Source organism: Deltaproteobacteria bacterium, assembly GCA_016709225.1.
Lineage (GTDB): Bacteria > Myxococcota_A > Polyangia > Nannocystales > Nannocystaceae > Xiheibacterium > Xiheibacterium phototrophicum.
The window spans coordinates 707,970-727,368 of record JADJEE010000002.1; the positions used below are offsets into that span (position 1 = coordinate 707,970).

Sequence of the window (19,399 nt, forward strand, 5' to 3'; positions counted from 1 at the left end):
TCGCGCCGCGCGGCGCCTCCCGGCTACGCCTCCGCGAGCGCGCGCACGACCACGTCGAGCGCCGTGCTGACAGGGATGCGCACCTGGCTGCGGTCGTCGCGATTGCGCAGCGTGACGGTGTCGTCCTCGAGGGTCTGCGTGTCGACGGTGAGCGCGTAGGGCGTGCCGATCTCGTCGTGCCGCGCATAGCGGCGGCCGATCGCGTGCTGCTCGTCGTACTTCGCGGCGACGCCGGCGGCGAGGAAACGGGTGACGATGCTGCGGGCGACCTCGGGCATGCCGTCCTTCTTCACCAGCGGCAGGATCGCGGCCTTGATCGGAGCCAGGCGCGGATGCAATCGCAGCACGGTGCGGCCGCCCTTGCCCTCGGCGTCGGCGGGCTCCTCGTCGTACGCGTCGCAGAGCACCGCGAGCAGGCCCCGGGTCGCGCCGGCGGCGGGCTCGATGACGTGGGGCAGGAAGTGCCAGCCGGTCTTGCCGGTCGCGGGATCGACGGCTTCTTGATCGAAGTACGTCAGCTTCTTGCCCGACTCGCGGCTGTGCGCGCCGAGGTCGTAGTCGGTGCGGCTGGCGATGCCCTCGAGCTCGTCCCAGCCCCACGGGAACAGGTACTCGACGTCGAAGCAGCCGTCGCTGTAGTGCGCGAGCTCGTCGGCACCATGGGCGCGCAGCCGCAGGTGCTCGGGCTTGAGGCCGATCGAGGTCCACCACGCCATGCGCGCGTCCTTCCAGTACTCGAGGTACTTGGGGCCCTGCCCCGGCGGCACGAAGTACTCCATCTCCATCTGCTCGAACTCGCAGGAGCGGAAGATGAACTTCTCGACCTTGACCTCGTTGCGGAAGCTCTTGCCCATCTGCGCGATGCCGAATGGCAGCTTCATGCCCATGCTCTGTTGCACGTTCAGGAAGTTCACGAACATCGCCTGCGCGGTCTCGGGTCGCAGGTAGACCGCGCTGGTCTCGAGCGACTGCTCGACACGGCTGCGCAGTGCGGCGTCGTCGAGACCCTCGGCGACGGCGCTGCGCACGACGCCAACGATGTCACCGATCGGATCGACCGGACCGAGGCTGGTGCGGAACATGAGGTTGAACTGCCGCTCGTCCGACAGCAGCGGCGAGCCGCAGTTGCTGCACACGTAGCCCGCGGGACCGACCTTCGCGCCCAGCAGGGTCTTGCCATCGCGGCGCAGCGTCACGCCCATCGTCGCGTTGGCGCGCTCGAGCGCCGCCTCGGCGCGCGGGCGATCGGCCATCGTGATGACCGCGTCGCTGCCGGGCTCGGCGCGCGGGGCCTTGTCGGCCCGGAAGCGCTCGCCACAGAGCTTGCAGTCGACCAGAGGGTCCGAGAAGTTCGCCAGGTGGCCGCTGGCCCGCCACACCCGCGGGTGCATGATGATCGAGGCATCGAGGCCGACCACGTCCTCGCGGGCGTGGACCATGGTGCGCCACCACTCCGCCATCAGGTTGCGCTTGAGCTCGGCGCCCATCGGGCCGTAGTCGTAGGCGCTGCGCAGGCCACCGTAGATCTCCGAGCTCTGGAACACGAACCCGCGGCGCTTGGCCAGCGACACGACCTTCTGCAGCTTGTCCTCTTCGGGCGCCTGCGACATGGCGCCCGAGATAGCACGATCCGCCGTCGGCCGACCACCCTCCGCCCCCTCGCCGGCATCCTCATGGGCTGTCTCGGCGTAGGCGCGCGCTCCAGTCGAGCGCGTCGCGACGCGCCGGGCGAGTGCGCGAGCGCGGTGCAATCGGCTAGCCGACCACGGCGCCGCCACTCGCGGCGGCCGGACTCGGCGTCGACGTCGGCTCGGACGCCGCGGCCGCGTCGACGGCCGCCGTGTCCGCATCGCGCGGCACCGACCGCAACGGCTCGGGTCCGACGTCGATGCTCCCCAGCTGCCGCGCGACCAGGCGCGCGTAGTGCCCGCGGCGGGCCATCAACGCCTCGTGGGTGCCGCTCTCGACCACGCGCCCGCCGTCGAGCACCACGATGCGATCGCAGTTGCGGATCGTGCTCAGGCGATGGGCGATGACCAGCGTCGTGCGACCGCGCTGCAGCTGCTCGAGCGCCTGCTGCACCAGCCCCTCGCTCTCGGCATCGAGTGCGCTGGTGGCCTCGTCGAGGATCAGCACCTCGGGGTCACGCAGCACCGCCCGCGCGATCGCGATGCGTTGGCGCTGGCCACCCGACAGCTGCACGCCGCGCTCACCGACCAGGGTCTCGTAGCCGTCGGGGAAGCCGCGGATGAAGCGGTCGGCGTTGGCCTGCACCGCGGCGCGCTCCAGCTCGGCATCGCTGGCATCGAGCCGGCCATAACGGATGTTGTCGCGGATGGTGCCGGAGAACAGCACGGGATCCTGCGAGACGATCGCCATGTGGTCGCGGACATCGGCCAGCCGCAGGTTGCGGAGGTCGTGACCATCGAGCTCGACGCGGCCGGCTGTCGGGTCGTAGAAGCGCGACACCAGCCGCGCGATGGTGGTCTTGCCCGAGCCGCTCGAGCCCACCAGTGCGACCGCCTCGCCCGGCGCGATCTGCAGGTCGATGTCGCGCAACACCGCCTGGTCGCGGTTGCCGTAGCTGAAGTGCACGCCGACCAGCCGCAGGTCGCCGCGGACCTTCGTGAGCAGCTCGGGCTCGGCCGGGTCGGCGATGTCGGGCGGCGTGTCGAGGATCTCGAAGATGCGGGCGGTCGCCCCCAACGTGGTCTGGATCGACGCCCACAGCTCGGTCATCGCGCTGATCGAGCCGGCCACCAGCATCGTGTAGAGCATGAACTCGGTGAGGTCGCCGGCCGAGATCTCGTGGTTCACGACCATGCGGCCGCCGAGCCAGAAGATCGCGGCGATGGCCGAGAATGCCACGAAGCTCGACACCGACCAGAACCAGCTGCGCGCCAGCGCCTGCTTCACGAACAGCACGAAGGTCGCGCCGACGCCTTGGTCGTAGCGCGAGATCTCGTGGGCCTCGCGCGTGAAGCCCTGCACGGTGTCGATGGCCGAGATGCGCTCCTGCGCCTCGCCGCTGACCTTGGCCAGCTGGTCCTGGGTCTGACGCGCCAGTGCGCGGATGCGGCGGCCCCAGAAGCGCGCCGCGATGGACATCGGCGGCACCACCGACAGCATCACCAGCGTCAGGAAGGGATTGGTGAAGGCGAGGATCGCGATGCCGCCGACCAGCGTGAGGCCGTTGCGCAGCGCCATGCTGAGATCGGTGCCGACGGTGTTCTGCACCCGCGCGACGTCGTCGGAGAGCCGCGACAACAGCTCGCCGGTGCGCTTGCGATGGAAGAACGTCTGCGGCATCGACAGCAGGTGCCGATAGACGCGCACGCGCATGTCGGCGACCACGCGCTCGCCGACCCAGCTCATCCAGTAGTGACGGAAGAACACGAACACCGCCTGGAAGGCGAACACGCCCACCAGCATCAGGCTCGAGCGATCGAGGTCGGCAAGATCGCCGTCCGAGAACGCGGCGTCGATGACGTCGCCAAAGTAGGCCGGGTACAACAGCCCGAGCCCACTGGCGCCGAACAGGCACACCAGCGCGAGGTACAGGCGCGTGCGGTACGGCCGCGCATAGCCGAACACCCGCCGGATGCGCGGCCACGCACGCACGCTGGCCTCGGGCTGGGCCGCGGTGGCGCCGTCGTCGGGGGCATCGGCGCTGCGTTGCGGATCGGCCATCGTCGCGGATCGACGGTAGCACGGTCGATGCGGTTACCTCGCCTCCGGTGCGGGCGCGCGCGCCCGCCCGTTCGGGCAGCGGTGGCCGTGCGCGGTCGGCTTTGCTATCGTCCGCACGTGCAGCGGGTGGTCCAAGCCTTCGAAACCAGCTTTCGACGACACCTCGCGGTCGAGCAACGCGCCGCAGTGCTCGACGTGCTCGGTGGGGCGCTGGGCCCGGATTCCACCGTGGGCCAGCTGGCCGACGCCGCGCTCGCGCTCGGGTGGCCGGAGTTCGGTGAGCTGTCGCTCGCCGATCTGGCCGACGCGCTGCTGGGCGCCCCGCACGGGCGCCCAGCGGGCACCACGGTCCACGACGAGGACGAGGACGACGACGACGACGAGGACGACGACGTCGTCGACGACGACGAGGCCGATGAGACCGACGACGACGACGAGGACGACGACGACGCGGACGACGACGACGCCCCGGCCGTCACTGCGAAGCCCGCCCGTGGACGTGCCACCAAGCCGGCGGCCGAGGCGGCCTCCGCCAGCAAGCCCGCCGCCGCCGCCAAGCCCAAGGCCCGCGGCAAGGCCAGCAAGATCTCGCTCGACGATCGCATGAACCTCGACGAGGCCGCGGCGGTGCTGCTGCCGTTGGTCCGCGAGCTCGGCGAGGCCACGATGCAGCAGCTCGAGCAGTCGACCGCCGGCGCCGGGCGCCGCAAGCTGAGGTTCCACATCGGCCAGCTCGTGAAGCACGGCCGGCTCGAGCGCCACGGCATGGGCCGTGGCACCTACTACACGATCGCGTGACGACGCCTCAGCGCGGCCGCCCGTCGATGCGCCCCCGCACCTCGCTGCGCACGAGGTCGAGCACGCCGGACGAGGCCAAGAAGTCGTGCGGGAAGCCGAGCGACACCCGGCTGACCTCATCGAGCGCGGCCAGCTGGGCGGCGCTCAGGCTCACGGCGGCGGCGCCCAACGTGTCGGCGATCTGCTCGACCTTTCGGGCGCCGACGATCGGGATGAAGCCGTAGCCCTGCGCGCGGACCCACGCGGTCGCGACCTGGGCAGAGCTGACACCGAGCTCGTCGGCCACGCGGTCGACCGCGCGCGCGATGGCGAGCGCGCGGTCGCTGGTGCGGCCGCGAGCAGCGTTGGCATCGGCACGCAGCGAGTCCCGCTCGCCACCGCGGGTGTACTTGCCGGTCAGCACGCCGGCGCCAAGCGGCGCCCACGCGACAACGCAGAGGCCAAAGTGCTTCGCCATCGGCAACAGATCGCGCTCGGGCGTGCGCTCGAGCAGGCTGTACTCGATCTGCAGGCCCACGAAGCTCGACCACCCGCGCAGCTCGGCGGTGACGTTGGCAGCCGACACGACCCACGCCGGCGTGTCGCTGACCCCGACGTAGAGCACCTTGCCCGCGCGCACCAGGTCGTCGAGGGCGCGCATGGTCTCCTCGTAGGGCGTGTAGTCGTCCCACGCGTGCACCCACAACAGATCGATGTAGTCGGTGCCGAGCCGGCGCAGGCTGTGCTCGACCGAGCGCACCAGGTTCTTGCGATGATTGCCCGCCGTGTTCGGATCGCTGTGATCCATCGCGAGCGTGTACTTGGTGGCGACCACCATGCGGTCGCGTCGGCCTGCGAGCCAGCTGCCGACGAACTGCTCGGTCTGCCCGCCGTGGTACTTGTTCGCGGTGTCGACGAAGTTGCCGCCGGCCTCGGCGAAGGCATCGAGCACACGGTGGCTGGTGGCTTCGTCGGCCCCGAAGCCCCACTGCTCACCGAAGCTCATGGTGCCCAGGCACAGCTCGGACACGCGCAGACCCGTGTTGCCCAGCAATCGATAGCGTAGCGTCGTCATGATCGCGCACGAGGCTAGTCGCGCGCGCCAGCTGGCCACAACCCGGTCGATCGGGCGGCGCCGATCGGCCGAGCGGAGATGCCCCCGCGCGGCCGCGAGGGCCTCGCGGGTACACCCGCGGGATCGTCCGCTGAAGCGCTACGCGCCGGCGTCGTGCCCGAGCTCGAACCACTCCTCGGTCGGCACGATCACGCCGTCGCGGATGATGGCGTCACGATCGCGCGTCGGCGCCCAGCCGAGCTCCCGTTCGGCACGACCGCCGTCGAGGGTTGCCGCGAAGGTGCGCCCCTCGGCGTCGGCCAGCGTGGGCCGCCGCGCGTGCGGATCACGACCGACCTTCTTGAGCGCCCACTTCGCCAGCGCCTCGGTGAAGTAGGTGCGGCTGGTGGTCGGGATGCGACGCAGGCGGATACCCGCGCGCTGCTCGAGGGCGTCGAGGTAGTCGTTGGCGGTCAGCACCGGCGGACCCACCAGGTTGTACGAGCGGCCCTCGATGCCGGGCGCGGTCATGGCCTTCACCATCGCGTCGGCACAGTCGTCGACCAGCACGATCGGCAGCTTGTTGTTGCCGTCGCCGTACAGCCGCGCGACCGAAGGGTACGGCCACGCCGCAATGCCCCAGTGCAGCGGCGGCCCACCACGCCCGAGCACGATGCCCGGTCGCAAGAGCACCAACGGTAGCCCGCGCTCGCGGTGCAGCGCGAGCAGGTTGGCCTCGTTCTCGACCTTGCTGCGCGCGTACGGGTCGCCGACCTTGGCCGGCGCGGTGTCTTCGGTGATGGTCCCGGCGCCCTTGCCGGCGTAGTACAGCGCGATCGACGAGGTGTAGAGGAAGCGCTTCACCTCGTGCTCGGCGCACAGCTTGGCGAGCGCCGCAGTGGGCTCGACGTCGTACTTGAGGAACTCGGGCCAGGTGTTGCCGTTGCCACGCGCGAGGTGATAGACGACCTCGATTCCGTCCATGGCCGCGGCCACGCTCGAGAGGTCGGTGAAGTCGCCGCGGCGCACGTCGATGCCGGGCTGCTGCAGCTCCGGTGGACAGCCGGCTGGATCGCGCACCAGCACGCGCACGCCGTGACCGGCCTCCCGCAGGCGCCGCACCAGCGCGCGGCCGATGAAGCCGGTGCCGCCGATCACGAGCACCTTCGCGGTCGGCCCGGTGGTCGCGCCCGCCTTCGCCGCGGCGCGGGTCGGGGCGGTGTTGGCCGGCAGGTCGGCCTTGGCCGCCACGCGCTCGCCGATGATCACCGCGGCCTCGCCGATCGCCGCGTCGACGCGCTCGTCGAGCACGCTGCCGCGCCCCTCGTGGAAGGTCTGCGCGATGCGGGTGATGCTGTGCTGGAACGGCCCGCCGTTCTTCGACATGCCCATCTTGGTCAGCACGAAGCCGGCCAGGGTCCCGCCGGCCTGCACCACCGCGTCGCGCGAGGTGCTCGCGACCGTCAGGAAGCGATCGACGTCGAGCAGGTGCGGCGTGTGGTCGAGGCAGACGTAGGTGTTGTTCTCGAAGTCGCAGCGGGCGACCGCCTGGGTGCCGCGGATGTGGATGTAGTGCTCCGGGTAGCCGTCGACGAATGACAGCCGCAGGCGCGCCTGGGCGGCGCCCTTCCACGCGAGGATCTCCCAGCGCCGCCAGAACGACAGCCCGCGCGGCAGCTCCACCCGGTCGAAGGGATGCACCGCGAGCTCGTCGGGCATGCCGACCAGGTGCGCGAGGTGGGCGAACGAATGCGGCGCAACCTCGAAGAGGATGTTGGTCGGCTGCTGCAGCATCCACGCGCCGAACGGCCCGCCCTTGAGCAGCCCGAGCGGCTTGTTCCACACGATGTCGATCTGATCGATCGCGCCCAGCCGACCGCTGCGTAGGTCGGCGACCAGCCGATCATAGGCCGGCAGGAACAGGAAGTTGTGGCTGCAGCCGAGCGCCCGTCCGCGGTGCGCCGCGAGCTCGCGGAGGCGTCCGGTCGCACCCGAGTCGTGACACAGCGGCTTCTCGACCAGTGCGTCGGCGCCGTGCTCGAGCACGATGCGGGTGGGCTCCTCGTGCAGGTGCGGCGGGGTCAGCACGTGCACGGCGTCGAGCTGCTCGGCGCGCATCATCTCCTCGACGCTGCTGTATGCGCCGGCGATGCCATGGGCACTCGCGAAGCGCTCGGCGCGGCCCTTGGCGACGTCGCACACCGCCACCACGCTGCCCCCGGGCACCGAGCGCACGGCGTTGAAGTGGTAGTCGGCGATGTAGCCCACACCGACGAGGCCGACGCGGACGGGCGGAGCACTGCTGTGATCGTTCATGGGTCTTGCTCTCGCGTGCTCGCACTGCCCGCGCCGGCGTGGCGTCGAGCAGGCCGAGCGGGTTCACGGCCGACGCTTGGCGGGGCCTTTGTACTCGATGATCTCGGGTCGCTTGTCGCGGGCCCGATCGAGCAGGAACTTGGCGGCGCCGAGCGCCTGGGGAATCGGTGACAGCGCGCACGAGATGCCCCACGCGACCGCGTCGGGCCACGCGAAACCGCGGCGATGGGTGTCTCTCGCGATGCGAGCAGCGTTCACGGGGTACAGGCCGAGGCCGAGCCATGACAGCCCGAGGGTCGGCAGGGTCAGCGCGACCGCGCCGCCCGGCAGCATCGCGCCGAACACCCACACCCGCCGCAGCTCGCGGACGAACTTGCGATGGGGGCCGGCGCCGTGCATGGCGCTGACCTGGGCATAGGCATGGCCGCAGCGCTTGGCGCGGGTCCACCACTGCGCGAAGCGATGCATGTCGGCGTCGTGCAGCGTGCTCTCGTGATCGATCCGCAGCATCACGCCGCCGTGCTCGCGCAGCCGCACACCGAGTTCGTCGTCCTCGGCCGCGATCACTCGGGTGTCGTAGCCACCGACCTCGGCCAGCGCCGACGCGCGGAACATGACGTCGCCGCCGAAGTTCTCGGTCTCGCCCACACCGCCCATGCGCCACTCGACGTCGCACACGCGGTTGTAGATGCTGCGCTCGGGATGTCGCTCGCGGCGCCAGCCGATCACCGCGACGACGTCGGGGTTGTCATCGAGCACGCCGACCGCGGTCGCCAACCATCCCGGCAGCACCTCCATGTCGCCGTCGACGAACTGCACGTACTCGACATCGGGCCAACGCTCTCGCAGCCGCTCGAAGCCGGCGTTGCGTGCCCGCGCGGCAGTGAAGGGGATCGACATGTCGAGATCCACGACCACCGCGCCGCGCTCGCGCGCCATCTGGGGGCTGCCGTCGTCGGAGCCCGAGTCGACGTAGACCACGCGCGAGGTCTCCTGCTGCAGCGACGCGAGGCACCGACGCAGGCGCTCGCCCTCGTTGCGACCGATGGCCACTGCGCCGACTCGCTGCGTCCAGTCCTGCGACATCGTGTTGCGGCCGTGGTCTACCGCATCTTCGTGCGCGGCGGCAGCCCGCGACGCCAACGTCGGCGAAACCCGAGCCGGTTGGCCGATCCGGCGCGCCCGAACCCGTGGCGGTGACGCTGCCGTCGACGCGGCGTGACGGCGCTCGCGCGCTCCCGGTCAGCGCGCGAGCGCGCGCGCCAGCAGCTTGCGCGTCAGGGTCGGCACGCCGCCCGGCGGTGCCTCGTCGGGCCGCCACCTCGCGTAGCGCTCGCCGTCGAGCCACGCGCCCGCCCGCGCCGTGACGCGCACGACCTGCAGCTCCCAGCGTCGATGCGTGAACACGTGCACGACCTCGGCGCCGGTCTGCCGCGGCGTCCGAACGGCCACCGGCACCGCACCGTGCAGCGTCGCGGCGACCAGCGGCTCGTCGTCGGGCCTCGCGACGAGCGGCAGGCACCACAGCCCCGCCAGCAGGCCCTCGCGGGGGCGTCGCTCGAGCACGAGCCCGTCACCGACGTCGACGGCGAGTGCCCACCAGCGCTCGATCGGTGACTCGGCGCGCACGCGCACCGCGGGGATCGTCGCGGTGGTGCCGGTCGCCCAGGCCCGGCAGTCGCTGCGGACGGGACACTGCTCGCAGGCCGGCGACCGCGGCGTGCACACCGTCGCGCCCAGCTCCATCAACGCCTGCGCGAGGATCCGCGGCGAGCCGGCGCGCAGCACCTCTGCGCACAGCGCCCAGTGTCCACGCGCGGTCGCCAGCTGTTCGCGGGGCTCGGCGATCGCCTGCACGCGCGACAGCACCCGCGCGACGTTGCCGTCGACCAGCGGCTCGGGTCGGTCGTGGGCGATCGATGCGATCGCACCGGCGGTGTAGGGCCCGATGCCGGGGATCGATCGCAGGGCCTCGGCGTCCTGCGGTAGGCGGCCGCCGTGATCGCGCGCGACCACCTCGGCGCCGCGATGGAGCATGCGCGCGCGCCGGTAGTAGCCGAGCCCGCTCCACGCCTGCAGCACCGCATCGAGCTCGGCCGCCGCCAGCGTGGCCGCGTCGGGGAAGCGCGCGAGGAACGACGACCAGTAGCGCTCGACGGTCTCGACGCGGGTCTGCTGCAGCATGACCTCGGAGACCCAGATCGCGTACGGGTCCCGCGTGCGACGCCAGCTCAAGTCGCGCTGGTGCGCGAGAAACCACGGCGCGAGCGCGTCCGCGAGTCGCTTGGCAAGGCCGGCGTCACCGGCCGGCGTGGCGGGCTTGCGACCGCGCGCCGGGGTCTTCGTGCTGCCGCCGGCGCGCGCCATCTCGTACGCCACCTCGGACGACGACCGGCGGTCAGTCCTCGACGGTCTCCACGGCGCGCTTCTCGAGCCGCTTGCGCTCGTTGTGATCGAGCAGGCGCTTGCGCAGCCGCAGGCTCTTGGGCGTGATCTCGACCAGCTCGTCGTCGGCGATGAACGCCAACGCCTGCTCGAGGCTCAGCACCCGCGGCGGCGTCAGGAACAGCTTCTCGTCGTGGCCGGTGGTGCGGATGTTGGTCAGCTTCTTGGCGATGTTGGGATTGACGATGATGTCGGTGTCGCGCACGTGGATGCCGACGATCTGCCCGGCGTAGACCTTGGTCTGCGGCCCGGTGAAGAGCGGGCCGCGGTCCTGCAGCCGGTGCAGCGAGTAGGTCGAGGTCTCGCCGCGCTCCATCACGATCATCACGCCCTGGGCGCGGTTCTTGATGGTGCCGCTGAACGGCCCGTAGCTGTCGAACACGCTCGAGATGATGCCGGTGCCGCGGGTCTGGGTGAGGAACTCCGAGCGGTAGCCGATGAGTGCGCGGGTCGGCGCGCGGAACTCCATGCGCGTGCGTCCGGGGCCGTCCTCTTCCATCAGCAGCAGCTCGCCGTGCTTGCCGATGTGCTCGATGACGGCGCCGGCGTAGTCGGTGTCGCACTGCACGAGCACGCGCTCGAACGGCTCGAGCGTGCGGCCGTGCTCCTCGCGCAAGATGACCTTGGGCCGTGCCACGCACATCTCGTAGCCCTCGCGGCGCATGGTCTCGATCAGCACCGAGAGGTGCAGCTCGCCGCGGCCATGGACCTCGAACTCGTCGGGCGAGTCGGTGTCGTAGACGTGCAGCGCGACGTTGCTGCGAACCTCGCGGTACAGCCGCTCGCGCAGCTTGCGGGAGGTGACCCACTGGCCCTCGAGGCCCGAGAACGGGCCGTCGTTGGTGCGCATGCGGATCGACAGCGTCGGCGGATCGACCGTCAGCGCCGGGAACACCGTGCGCTGATCGGGGCTCTCGGCGGTCAGCGTGTCGCCGACCTGCAGGGTCTCCATGCCGGCGATGGCGACGATGTCGCCCGCCACCGCCTCGGGCAGCTCGAAGCGGCGCAGGCCCGAGAAGCCCAGCACCTTGGTCACACGGAAGACCTCTTCGCAGGACGGCTTGGCCTCGGCGTCGGTCGACTCGGCCGGCACCGGCCGCATCAGTGCCACGCGTTGTCCGACCGCGAAGCGACCGCCGGCAACGCGGCCGATCGCGAGGAAGCCGACGTACGAGTCGTGGTGCAGCGTCGACACCCACATCGCCGGTGGCGCGTCGACGTCGACCTGCGGCGGCGGCACGCGGGCGACGATCATGTCGAGGATCTGCGAGATGCTGCCGCGCTCGGCGTCCGGATCCTTCATGGCGAAGCGATCGCGGCCGCTGCCGAACAGCACCGGGAAATCGAGCTGCTCCTCCGACGCGCCCAGCGAGACCAGCAGGTCGAAGGTGAGATCGACGGCCTTGTGCGGCGCCGCGGCGGCGCGGTCGATCTTGTTGACCATCAGCAGCACCGGCAGGCCGCGCTTGACCGCCTTCTCGGTGACGAAGCGGGTCTGCGGCATCGGGCCCTCGACCGCGTCGACCAGCAGCAGCACGCCGTCGACCATGTTGAGCACGCGCTCGACCTCGCCGCCGAAGTCGGCGTGGCCGGGAGTGTCGACCATGTTGATGCGCGTGCCCTCGTAGACCAGCGCGGTCGGCTTGCTGGTGATGGTGATGCCGCGCTCGCGCTCGAGATCACCGGAGTCCATCGCCTGCTCGCGCCCGACCTCACTGCGCTCGAAGGCGCCGGCGAGCTCGAGCAGGGCGTCGACCAGCGTCGTCTTGCCGTGATCGACATGGGCGACGATGGCGACATTACGAACGTCTTCGCGGCGCGTGGCCATGGGCGCGCGGGTCATACCGGCCGCCGGGTCGGGGCGCAAGCAGCGTTTCGGGCGGCGTCGACGGGCCCCGCGCCTCGGACGGCCCGGCGCCGTGGTATGTCGCTGCCAGGCCCATGCTCGGACACGACTACGACGATCTCGATGCGTGCGCGTTGGCGGCCTTGGTGCGCCGTGGCGAGGTCTCGGCGCTCGAGCTGCTCGCGGCCGCACGCGACCGCATCGAGGGCCGCAACCGCGGCCTGAACGCGGTCGTGCGCACCATGTTCGACGAGGCGCGGACCGCCATCGCCCGGGGGTTGCCCGACGGGCCGCTGCGCGGCGTGCCGATGCTGCTGAAAGATCTCATGGCGGACGTCGCGGGGATTCCCACGACATCCGGGTCGCACCTGCTCGCGCGCCACGTGCCGGATCGCGACGCCGAGATCGTCGCGCGCTGGCGCCGCGCGGGGCTCGTGTTCGTGGGCAAGACCAACACCCCCGAGCTCGGCATCATCGGCGTGACCGAGCCGGTGCTCCACGGCGCGAGCCGCAACCCGTGGGATCGCGAGCGCACGCCGGGCGGCTCGAGCGGTGGTTCGGCGTCGGCCGTCGCGGCGCGGATGGTCCCCATCGCGGGCGCCGGCGATGGCGGCGGATCGATCCGCATCCCGGCGGCGTGCTGCGGACTGGTGGGGCTCAAGCCGACCCGCGGGCGCACGCCCAACGGCCCCGGCCACACCGAGAGCTGGTCGGGCTTCACGGTGCAGCACGTGCTCACGCGATCGCTGCGCGACAGCGCGACCATGCTCGACGTCGCGAGCGGCAACGAGGCTGGTGCGTTGTCGCAGCTGCCCGCGCCCGCGCGCCCCTTCGTCGACGAGCTCGCGCGCGAGCCCGGCCGTCTTCGCATCGGCGTGTGCGCCGGCACCATGCTCGGCGGCCAGCTCGACCCCGAGCACGTCGCGGCGGTGCGACGCGTGGCCGACGTGTGCGCGTCGCTCGGCCACGATGTCGAGGAGGCGCTGCCCGAGCTCGATTGGGCCGGGCTCGCGCGGGCGTGGCTCGTCATCGTCGCCGCCAACGTCGCGGCGGAGGTCGCCGACGCCGAGCAGCGCGTGGGCCGGCCGGCCGGCGGCGACATCGAGCCGTTGACCGCCTTGATCGCGATGATCGGCCGCTCGCTGCCGGCGAGCGAGTTCGTCGCCGCCCATCGTCGCTGCCAGCACGCCGCGTGGACGATGGCGCAGTTCCACCAGCGCCACGATCTTTGGCTGAGCTCGACGCTCGGCCATCCCCCGGCGCGCATCGGCGCGTTCGCCCAGCCCGCCGTGCAGCGGGCGCTCATCGCCGTGGTCCGCGGCCTGCGATCGCGAAAGCTGGCGGAGCGGGCCCTCGACATGATGGCGCACGACCCGATGCTCGCCGCCTACCCCAACACGCAGCTGGCGAACATGACCGGGCAGCCGGCGATCTCGCTGCCGCTGGCGACCACCGCCACCGGCTTGCCGCTGGGCGTCCAGCTGGTGGCGCCGTTCGGCGACGAGGCCGCGCTGCTACGCATCGCCGCGCAGCTCGAGACCGTACTGCCCTGGGCCACGCGACGGCCGGCGCTCGCTTCGCGTGTCGCCCACGATCCTCGCCCGGGGTGATCGGGGTACCCTCGGTCGCGATGGCGGTCGCTCGCAAGCCCGCGCGCCGGGGCGCGCAGTCCAAAGCCACGAAGCCGGTCCCGAAGGCAAAGCCCACCGCGAAGGCAAAGCCCGTCGCGAAGGCAAAGCCCACCGCGAAGGCGAAGCCCGTCGCGAAGGCGAAGCCCGTCGCGAAGGCAAAGCCCACCGCGAGGGCAAAGCCCACCGCGAAGGCAAAGCCCGTCCCGACGGCGAAGCCGGTCCCGAAGGCAAAGCCCACCGCGAAGGCAAAGCCCACCTCGAAGGCAAAGCCCGTCGCGAAGGCGAAACCCGCGCGGATCCCCGACGGTGCGGTGCGACTCGACGCCACCGCGGTGCGGCGCATGGCCCTGGGCGCCCAGGGCCTCGTCACGCCGCCGCCGGGCTCGCTCGCGCAAGTGGTCGCGGCGACCGGCTACCTGCGCACGCTCGGCGGCATCGAGGCCTACCTCGCGCTCAAGGCCCGTCGGCCCATCATCACGCGCGCGACCATCGATCTGGCGATCGGCGCGGGCGAGCTGCGGGTGATGCCGTCGGTGCGTGGCTGCATGTACCTCGTGCCCGAGTCCCACGTCGATCGTTGCCTCGCGCTGGCCGAGTCGCTCGCCCACGATCGCGACGCCCGCGACGCCGAGCGGGCGGGCATCCGCGAGGCCGAGCTCGATCAGCTCGCCGCCCACGTGCTCGCGGCGCTGCGCGAGGGACCCGCGACCACCGATGCCCTGCGCAAGCGCATGCCCGAGGGCACGGTGCGCAAGCTCGGCCCCGAGGCCAAGAAGCTCGGCGTGTCGTCGCCGCTACCGCTGGCGCTGCGGCGGCTCGAATTCGCCGGTGCGATCGCGCGGGCCCCCGAGCGCGATCGCGTCGACACCGAGCGCTACCAGTGGCGCAAGCGCAAGGGTGGCATGACGCCGCCGGCGAACGCCCAGCTCTACCAGGGTCTGGCGCGCGCCTACTTCGCGTGGGCCGCGGTGGCGACCGTGCGCGCGTTCGCGGCGTGGTCGGGGCTCGGCGTGCGCACGGCGGAGGCCGCGTGCGCTGCGATCCCGCTGACCGAGGTCGTGCTCGACGATGGTCGCCCGGCGCTCGCCGATCCCGAGGCGCTGCGCGCAGCCGAGCGCGCGGTCGACGTGGTCGCGCTGCTGCCCTTCGAGGACAACCTGGTCGCGCTCACCGGCGCGCCGGGCCAGTGGATCGCGCCGGAGCACCACGACATCGCGGTGCCGGCGATCGGCACCTTCGCCGCGGGCACCAGCGACGCCCAGGGCGACGCCAAGCGCATGCACATGCGCGCCATCGTGGCCGGCGATCGCATCGTGGGCCTGTGGGAGTACGACCCCGACCGCGGCACCATCGTGACGCGCAGCTTCGGACGCATCGACGGCGATCATGCCGACCGCATCGACGCCGCGGCTGCGGCGCTGTCGGCGTTCATCCGCGACGAGGTCGGCCACGGCCGCTCGTTCGCGCTGGACACCGATGCGGCGCTGCGCGAGCGCGTCGCGTTCCTGCGCGCGATCTGATCGCCACCTTCGATGGACGCCCCCACCCCTGCGGTCGCCGCCAGCCCCACGGAGTCGGCCGCGCGTGCAGTCGTGCGGCTCGCGTTGCCGGCCATCGCCACCGGCCTGCTCAGCACGTTGGTGTTCCTGGCCGATCGCGTGATGCTGGCGCGACACCGCCAGGACGAGCTCGCGAGCATGCAGCTCCAGGGCCCGCTGCTGTGGTCGGTCGGCTCGGTGTTCATGGCGGTGTGCGCCGGCACGGTCGCGTTGGTGGCCCGCAGCACCGGCGCCGGTGACCTCGTGCGCGCGCGCGCGGTCGCCCGCGCATCGCTGCGACTGGCCGCCGTGCTCGGGCTCGTGGTCGGCGGCCTCGGCATCGCGTTGCTCGAGCCGCTGGTGTTGGTGTTCGGCCCCGACGACGCCGCCCTCCGGGGCCTGTCGGCCAGCTACCTGCGGCTGACGTTCGCGTCGCTGCCCTTCGAGTTCGTGGCGCTGTCGGCCTCGATGATCCTCGCGGGCAGCGGCGACACCCGCACACCGCTGTTCGCCGGTGCGGTCGCCAACCTCAGCAACATCGCGATCAATGCGCTGCTGATCTACGGCCACGATCTCCCCGCGCTCGGCCTGCACATCCCCGCACTCGGGGTCCGCGGCGCTGCGACCGGCACCGCGATCGCCTTCGTGATCGAGGCCGTCGTGCTGCTGCGCGTACTCGGGCGGGACCAGCACCCGCTCGACACCCGCGGCTGGTGGCGCCGCGGCGATCCGCACGGCGGCCAGGCGCTGCGTGATCTCTTCCGGCTCGGGACCCCCGCCGTGCTGGAGCGTGTGCTCGTGCACGCGGGCTTCCTCAGCTACGCCAAGGCGGTCGCGACCCTCGGTGCGGTCGCGATGGCGGCCAACCAGGCGCTCATCACCGTCGAGTCGATCTGCTTCATGTGCGCCGACGGCTTCGGTGTCGCGGCCGCGACCGTGATGGGGCAGCGGCTCGGGCGCGGCGATCCGAGCGGCGCACGCGAGGGCGGTCGCATCGCGCTCGCGATGGCGATCACGGCGATCACCTCGCTCGGCGTGATGGTGTGGCTCACCGGTGGTTGGACGCTGCCCATGTTCGTGCCACCGGGGGCCGACGGCACCGCGCTGGTGGCCCTCGCCGCGCAGGCGCTGCCGTTGCTGGCGCTGTCGCAGCCCGGCATGACCGCGGGCATCGTGCTCTCGATGGGGCTGCGGGGCGTGGGCGACACCCGCACGCCGCTGCTGGCCGCCACCGTCGGCGGGCTGCTCATCCGGGTCACGCTCGCGTGGACCTTCGCGATCGGCCTCGACCTGGGGCTGGTCGGCGTGTGGTGGGCCAGCACCATCGACTGGTGCGTGCGCGCGACGTGGCTGACCATCGTGTTCGTGCGCGGACGCTGGACGCGGATCGTGATCTAGTACCTCGCAGTTCCGCCGGCGGCGCACGGCGGTGCGCCGCAGCGCTTGCGCGTGTCGATCCGCGCCCAGGCCCCAGCATGGGTGTCGCGTCATGCACTGGTCGTGGAAGCTCGCCGAGGTCGCCGGCATCGAGGTCAAGGTCCACGCGACCTTCCTGCTGCTGCTGTTGTGGATCGGCGGCGCGGCATGGGCCGAGCAGGGCTCGCCGTTGGCCGCACTCGGGGGCGTCGCGTTCGCATGCGTGTTGTTCGGCATCGTAGTGCTGCACGAGCTCGGGCATGCCACCGCGGCGCGGCACTACGGCATCCGCACCCGCGATATCACGCTGCTGCCGATCGGCGGGGTCGCGCGACTCGAGCGCATGCCGAAGGAGCCGCGCGCCGAGCTGGTGGTCGCGCTGGCGGGCCCGGCGGTGAATCTCGTGCTCGCGCTGGCGCTCGCCGCCACGATGCTCGCGCTCGGGCAGTCGCTCGCGCCGCCCGACCCCACGGTCGCGAGCGGCTCGCTCCTCGCGCGCCTGCTGTGGGTCAACGTCGCGCTGCTGCTGTTCAACCTCTTGCCTGCGTTCCCGATGGACGGCGGACGGGTGCTGCGCGCGTTGCTGGCGATGCGCACCGATCACGCCCGCGCGACCCGCATCGCCGCCAGGCTCGGCCAGGGGCTTGCGCTCGTGATCGGCTTCGCCGGTCTGTTCGGCAGTCCGCTGCTGGTGTTCATCGCGCTGTTCGTGTGGCTCGGCGCCCAGTCGGAGTCCGCCGCCGAGCAGATGCACGACATGATGGCGGGCCTGCACGTCGACGACGCGATGGTCCGCGTGTTCGACGTGCTCACGCCCGGCGACTCGCTCGCGACCGCGAGCGCCCACCTGCTGCGCGGCTTCCAGGCCCACTTCCCGGTGGTCGACGGCGATCGTGTCGCGGGCCTGCTGACCTACGATGGCCTCGTCCGCGGCCTCACCGAGCACGCACCCGGCACCTGCATCGATGCGGTGATGTCCCCGGTACCGCTGCGGGTGTCACCCCGCGATCCGCTCGAGCACGCGTTCGAACGCATGGCCGAGCACCAGCTGCGCGTGGCCCCGGTGGTCGACGGCACGCAGCTGGTCGGGCTGCTGACACTCGAGGGGCTCGGTGAGCTCGTCACGCTCCGCAGCGCGATTGCCCGGCGTGCGGCGCACGGCCGCGGCCGGGCCCCCCGCATGGCACCGACGTGACCGTGGCCGGCCGCTCACGCCGGTCGCGGCGCGGCGTCGCTGCGATACGCACTGCGCTGCGCCCATGGCTGCGCGGCGAACGACGCTGCGAACGCGCGCAGGTGCGGCGGCGGCTGCAGACGCACTGCAGGACGGAACGCGAGGTGCTCGAGCAGACACCCGAGCGTGACCTCGAACAGGCTGAGCTCACGATCCGCCGGCAGCGCGGCGAGCACCGCGGGTAGCTGCGCGTCGAGCCAGTCGAGTGCACCGTGGAGGCCGGCGATGGTCTTGGCGAAGAAGCGATTGTCGGCGGGCAGCCCCGCGAAGTGGATGCCGACGCGCAGCTGCACCTGCGCCGACATGGCGTGCCACACCAGCTCCTGCGCGCTGCGACTGCGATCGTCGGGCAGGAGCTCGGTCAGCACGACACGCGGGTCGCCGGCACGCCCCGAGAGCCCGACCAGGCGCCGACAGATGTTCTCGGTGCCGAACAACGGCACGCCGTCGATCACCAGCGTCGGCACCTTGAGGGTCGGGTTGCCGCCGTAGTTGCCGGCCTCGACGCTGGCGAGGTCGTGGACCACCTCGAGCGGCGCGTCGATGCCGAGCACGTCGGCGAAGATCACCGCGACGCGGGTGAAGTGGGAGCTGCGGCGACCGAACAGTCGCAGCGCGGGGTGGTGGGCGTCAGCGGACATCGTCGACTCCGTGCAGGCGGTGGCGGAAGAACGCGAGGATCTCGTCGCGGGCGGCGAGCGTCGGCTCGCCTTCGGCATCGACGAGGTGGGCGGTCACGACGCTGTGGGGACACCCGACCACCTGGGAGAAGAACGGCGGCGGGTCGGGCTTCGCCGCCGCGTCGGGCAGCACCCGCGGCTCGAAGCGCGGCCCGAGGGCCCGCGCGTACGCGTCGAACCGCGCCGCCGCGCAGTGTCGATCGCCGGCGAAGCGGTACGCACGGACCGTGAGGTCCTCGGCCTGCAGACGCCCACGCACGAACGCGAGCTCGTCGGCGGCGATGTTGAGCCCGGCAGGGTCGCGCAGCGGTAGCGAGGGCTGGCACAGCACGGGGGCGAGTACCGCCGGCTCGAGCATCATGCTGAGCGCAAAGTTGCCGGTGAAGCACATGCCGATCGCGCCGACGCCCGGGCCACCGCACTCGCCGTGCGCGAGCCGTGCGAGCGCCCGCAGCCAGCCCGTGACCGGGCTCGAGGTGCCCGCGGCCAGTGCGGCGAACTCGGCCCGCACGCACGCGCGCTGCAGCACATCGAGGCCCGCGGCGCTCTCGGGGTAGGCACCATCGCGCCCGAACAGCGACGGCAGGTAGACCGTGAAGCCGGCCGCACGCACCCACCGTGCGAAGCGGGCCACATCGGGGCTGATACCGGGCATCTCGGCCATCACGATCACCGCCGGGCCCACGCCCGCCACGTAGACCGTGCGGGCGGCCCCCTCGCAGGTGACGTCGCGCGCCGCGAAATCGTCGAGATCGTCGTCCATCGCCGACCG

At 72.0% G+C, this 19,399-nt stretch carries 14 protein-coding genes; 5 read left to right on the forward strand and 9 right to left on the reverse strand.

Features of this window, described 5'->3' with window-relative positions; genetic code table 11:
• Nucleotides 1-23: 23 nt before the first annotated feature.
• On the reverse strand, nt 24-1,610 hold the full coding sequence (locus tag IPH07_17190) for a glycine--tRNA ligase (protein ID MBK6919133.1): 1,587 nt from the start codon (nt 1,608-1,610) through the stop codon (nt 24-26).
• Nucleotides 1,611-1,755: 145 nt separating this feature from the next.
• Nucleotides 1,756-3,690, reverse strand: a complete 1,935-nt coding sequence (locus tag IPH07_17195; protein ID MBK6919134.1) for an ATP-binding cassette domain-containing protein — start codon at nt 3,688-3,690, stop codon at nt 1,756-1,758.
• 117 nt (nt 3,691-3,807) lie between these two features.
• Between IPH07_17195 and IPH07_17200 the strand changes: the two genes are divergently transcribed.
• On the forward strand, nt 3,808-4,488 hold the full coding sequence (locus IPH07_17200; protein ID MBK6919135.1) for a hypothetical protein: 681 nt from the start codon (nt 3,808-3,810) through the stop codon (nt 4,486-4,488).
• A gap of 7 nt (nt 4,489-4,495) precedes the next feature.
• On the opposite strand, the gene IPH07_17205 is transcribed toward IPH07_17200, so the two are convergent.
• From IPH07_17205 to typA, 5 genes are all read right to left on the reverse strand, one after another.
• Complete coding sequence (locus tag IPH07_17205) at nt 4,496-5,542, reverse strand: aldo/keto reductase (GenBank protein ID MBK6919136.1); 1,047 nt, start codon at nt 5,540-5,542, stop codon at nt 4,496-4,498.
• Between the two features lie 138 nt (nt 5,543-5,680).
• Entirely contained in the window at nt 5,681-7,837 is a 2,157-nt protein-coding gene (locus tag IPH07_17210) for an NAD-dependent epimerase/dehydratase family protein (protein ID MBK6919137.1), read from the reverse strand.
• Nucleotides 7,838-7,900: 63 nt separating this feature from the next.
• Nucleotides 7,901-8,923, reverse strand: a complete 1,023-nt coding sequence (locus IPH07_17215; protein MBK6919138.1) for a glycosyltransferase family 2 protein — start codon at nt 8,921-8,923, stop codon at nt 7,901-7,903.
• A 156-nt stretch (nt 8,924-9,079) separates the two neighbouring features.
• Nucleotides 9,080-10,216 (reverse strand): A/G-specific adenine glycosylase, encoded by a 1,137-nt coding sequence (mutY, locus tag IPH07_17220; protein MBK6919139.1) that lies wholly within the window; start codon nt 10,214-10,216, stop codon nt 9,080-9,082.
• Nucleotides 10,217-10,235: 19 nt separating this feature from the next.
• On the reverse strand, nt 10,236-12,110 hold the full coding sequence (gene typA, locus IPH07_17225) for a translational GTPase TypA (GenBank protein MBK6919140.1): 1,875 nt from the start codon (nt 12,108-12,110) through the stop codon (nt 10,236-10,238).
• A gap of 113 nt (nt 12,111-12,223) precedes the next feature.
• On the opposite strand from typA, the gene IPH07_17230 reads away from it, so the two are divergent.
• From IPH07_17230 to IPH07_17245, 4 genes are all read left to right on the forward strand, one after another.
• Nucleotides 12,224-13,738, forward strand: coding sequence for an amidase (locus IPH07_17230; GenBank protein MBK6919141.1), 1,515 nt, complete (start codon nt 12,224-12,226; stop codon nt 13,736-13,738).
• A gap of 332 nt (nt 13,739-14,070) precedes the next feature.
• On the forward strand, nt 14,071-15,279 hold the full coding sequence (locus IPH07_17235; protein ID MBK6919142.1) for a winged helix DNA-binding domain-containing protein: 1,209 nt from the start codon (nt 14,071-14,073) through the stop codon (nt 15,277-15,279).
• A gap of 12 nt (nt 15,280-15,291) precedes the next feature.
• A complete protein-coding gene (locus tag IPH07_17240; protein ID MBK6919143.1) occupies nt 15,292-16,695 on the forward strand; it encodes an MATE family efflux transporter in 1,404 nt (467 codons plus the stop codon).
• A 91-nt stretch (nt 16,696-16,786) separates the two neighbouring features.
• On the forward strand, nt 16,787-17,908 hold the full coding sequence (locus tag IPH07_17245) for a site-2 protease family protein (protein ID MBK6919144.1): 1,122 nt from the start codon (nt 16,787-16,789) through the stop codon (nt 17,906-17,908).
• A gap of 14 nt (nt 17,909-17,922) precedes the next feature.
• On the opposite strand, the gene IPH07_17250 is transcribed toward IPH07_17245, so the two are convergent.
• The gene (locus IPH07_17250; GenBank protein ID MBK6919145.1) at nt 17,923-18,588 is read right to left on the reverse strand and encodes a glutathione S-transferase family protein; all 666 of its coding nucleotides are present in this window, start codon (nt 18,586-18,588) and stop codon (nt 17,923-17,925) included.
• Nucleotides 18,578-19,390, reverse strand: coding sequence for a dienelactone hydrolase family protein (locus IPH07_17255; GenBank protein ID MBK6919146.1), 813 nt, complete (start codon nt 19,388-19,390; stop codon nt 18,578-18,580). The genes IPH07_17250 and IPH07_17255 overlap by 11 nt, the downstream gene beginning before the upstream one ends.
• Nucleotides 19,391-19,399 lie beyond the last annotated feature (9 nt).

Excerpts from the sequence above, each read along its gene's own strand:
- IPH07_17190 (MBK6919133.1), bottom strand. The coding sequence starts at position 1,610 with ATGTCGCAGGCGCCCGAAGAGGACAAGCTGCAGAAGGTCGTGTCGCTG.
- IPH07_17195 (MBK6919134.1), bottom strand. The coding sequence starts at position 3,690 with ATGGCCGATCCGCAACGCAGCGCCGATGCCCCCGACGACGGCGCCACC.
- IPH07_17205 (MBK6919136.1), bottom strand. The coding sequence starts at position 5,542 with ATGACGACGCTACGCTATCGATTGCTGGGCAACACGGGTCTGCGCGTG.
- IPH07_17210 (MBK6919137.1), bottom strand. The coding sequence starts at position 7,837 with ATGAACGATCACAGCAGTGCTCCGCCCGTCCGCGTCGGCCTCGTCGGT.
- IPH07_17215 (MBK6919138.1), bottom strand. The coding sequence starts at position 8,923 with ATGTCGCAGGACTGGACGCAGCGAGTCGGCGCAGTGGCCATCGGTCGC.
- typA (MBK6919140.1), bottom strand. The coding sequence starts at position 12,110 with ATGGCCACGCGCCGCGAAGACGTTCGTAATGTCGCCATCGTCGCCCAT.
- IPH07_17230 (MBK6919141.1), top strand. The coding sequence starts at position 12,224 with ATGCTCGGACACGACTACGACGATCTCGATGCGTGCGCGTTGGCGGCC.
- IPH07_17240 (MBK6919143.1), top strand. The coding sequence starts at position 15,292 with ATGGACGCCCCCACCCCTGCGGTCGCCGCCAGCCCCACGGAGTCGGCC.
- IPH07_17245 (MBK6919144.1), top strand. The coding sequence starts at position 16,787 with ATGCACTGGTCGTGGAAGCTCGCCGAGGTCGCCGGCATCGAGGTCAAG.
- IPH07_17250 (MBK6919145.1), bottom strand. The coding sequence starts at position 18,588 with ATGTCCGCTGACGCCCACCACCCCGCGCTGCGACTGTTCGGTCGCCGC.
- IPH07_17255 (MBK6919146.1), bottom strand. The coding sequence starts at position 19,390 with ATGGACGACGATCTCGACGATTTCGCGGCGCGCGACGTCACCTGCGAG.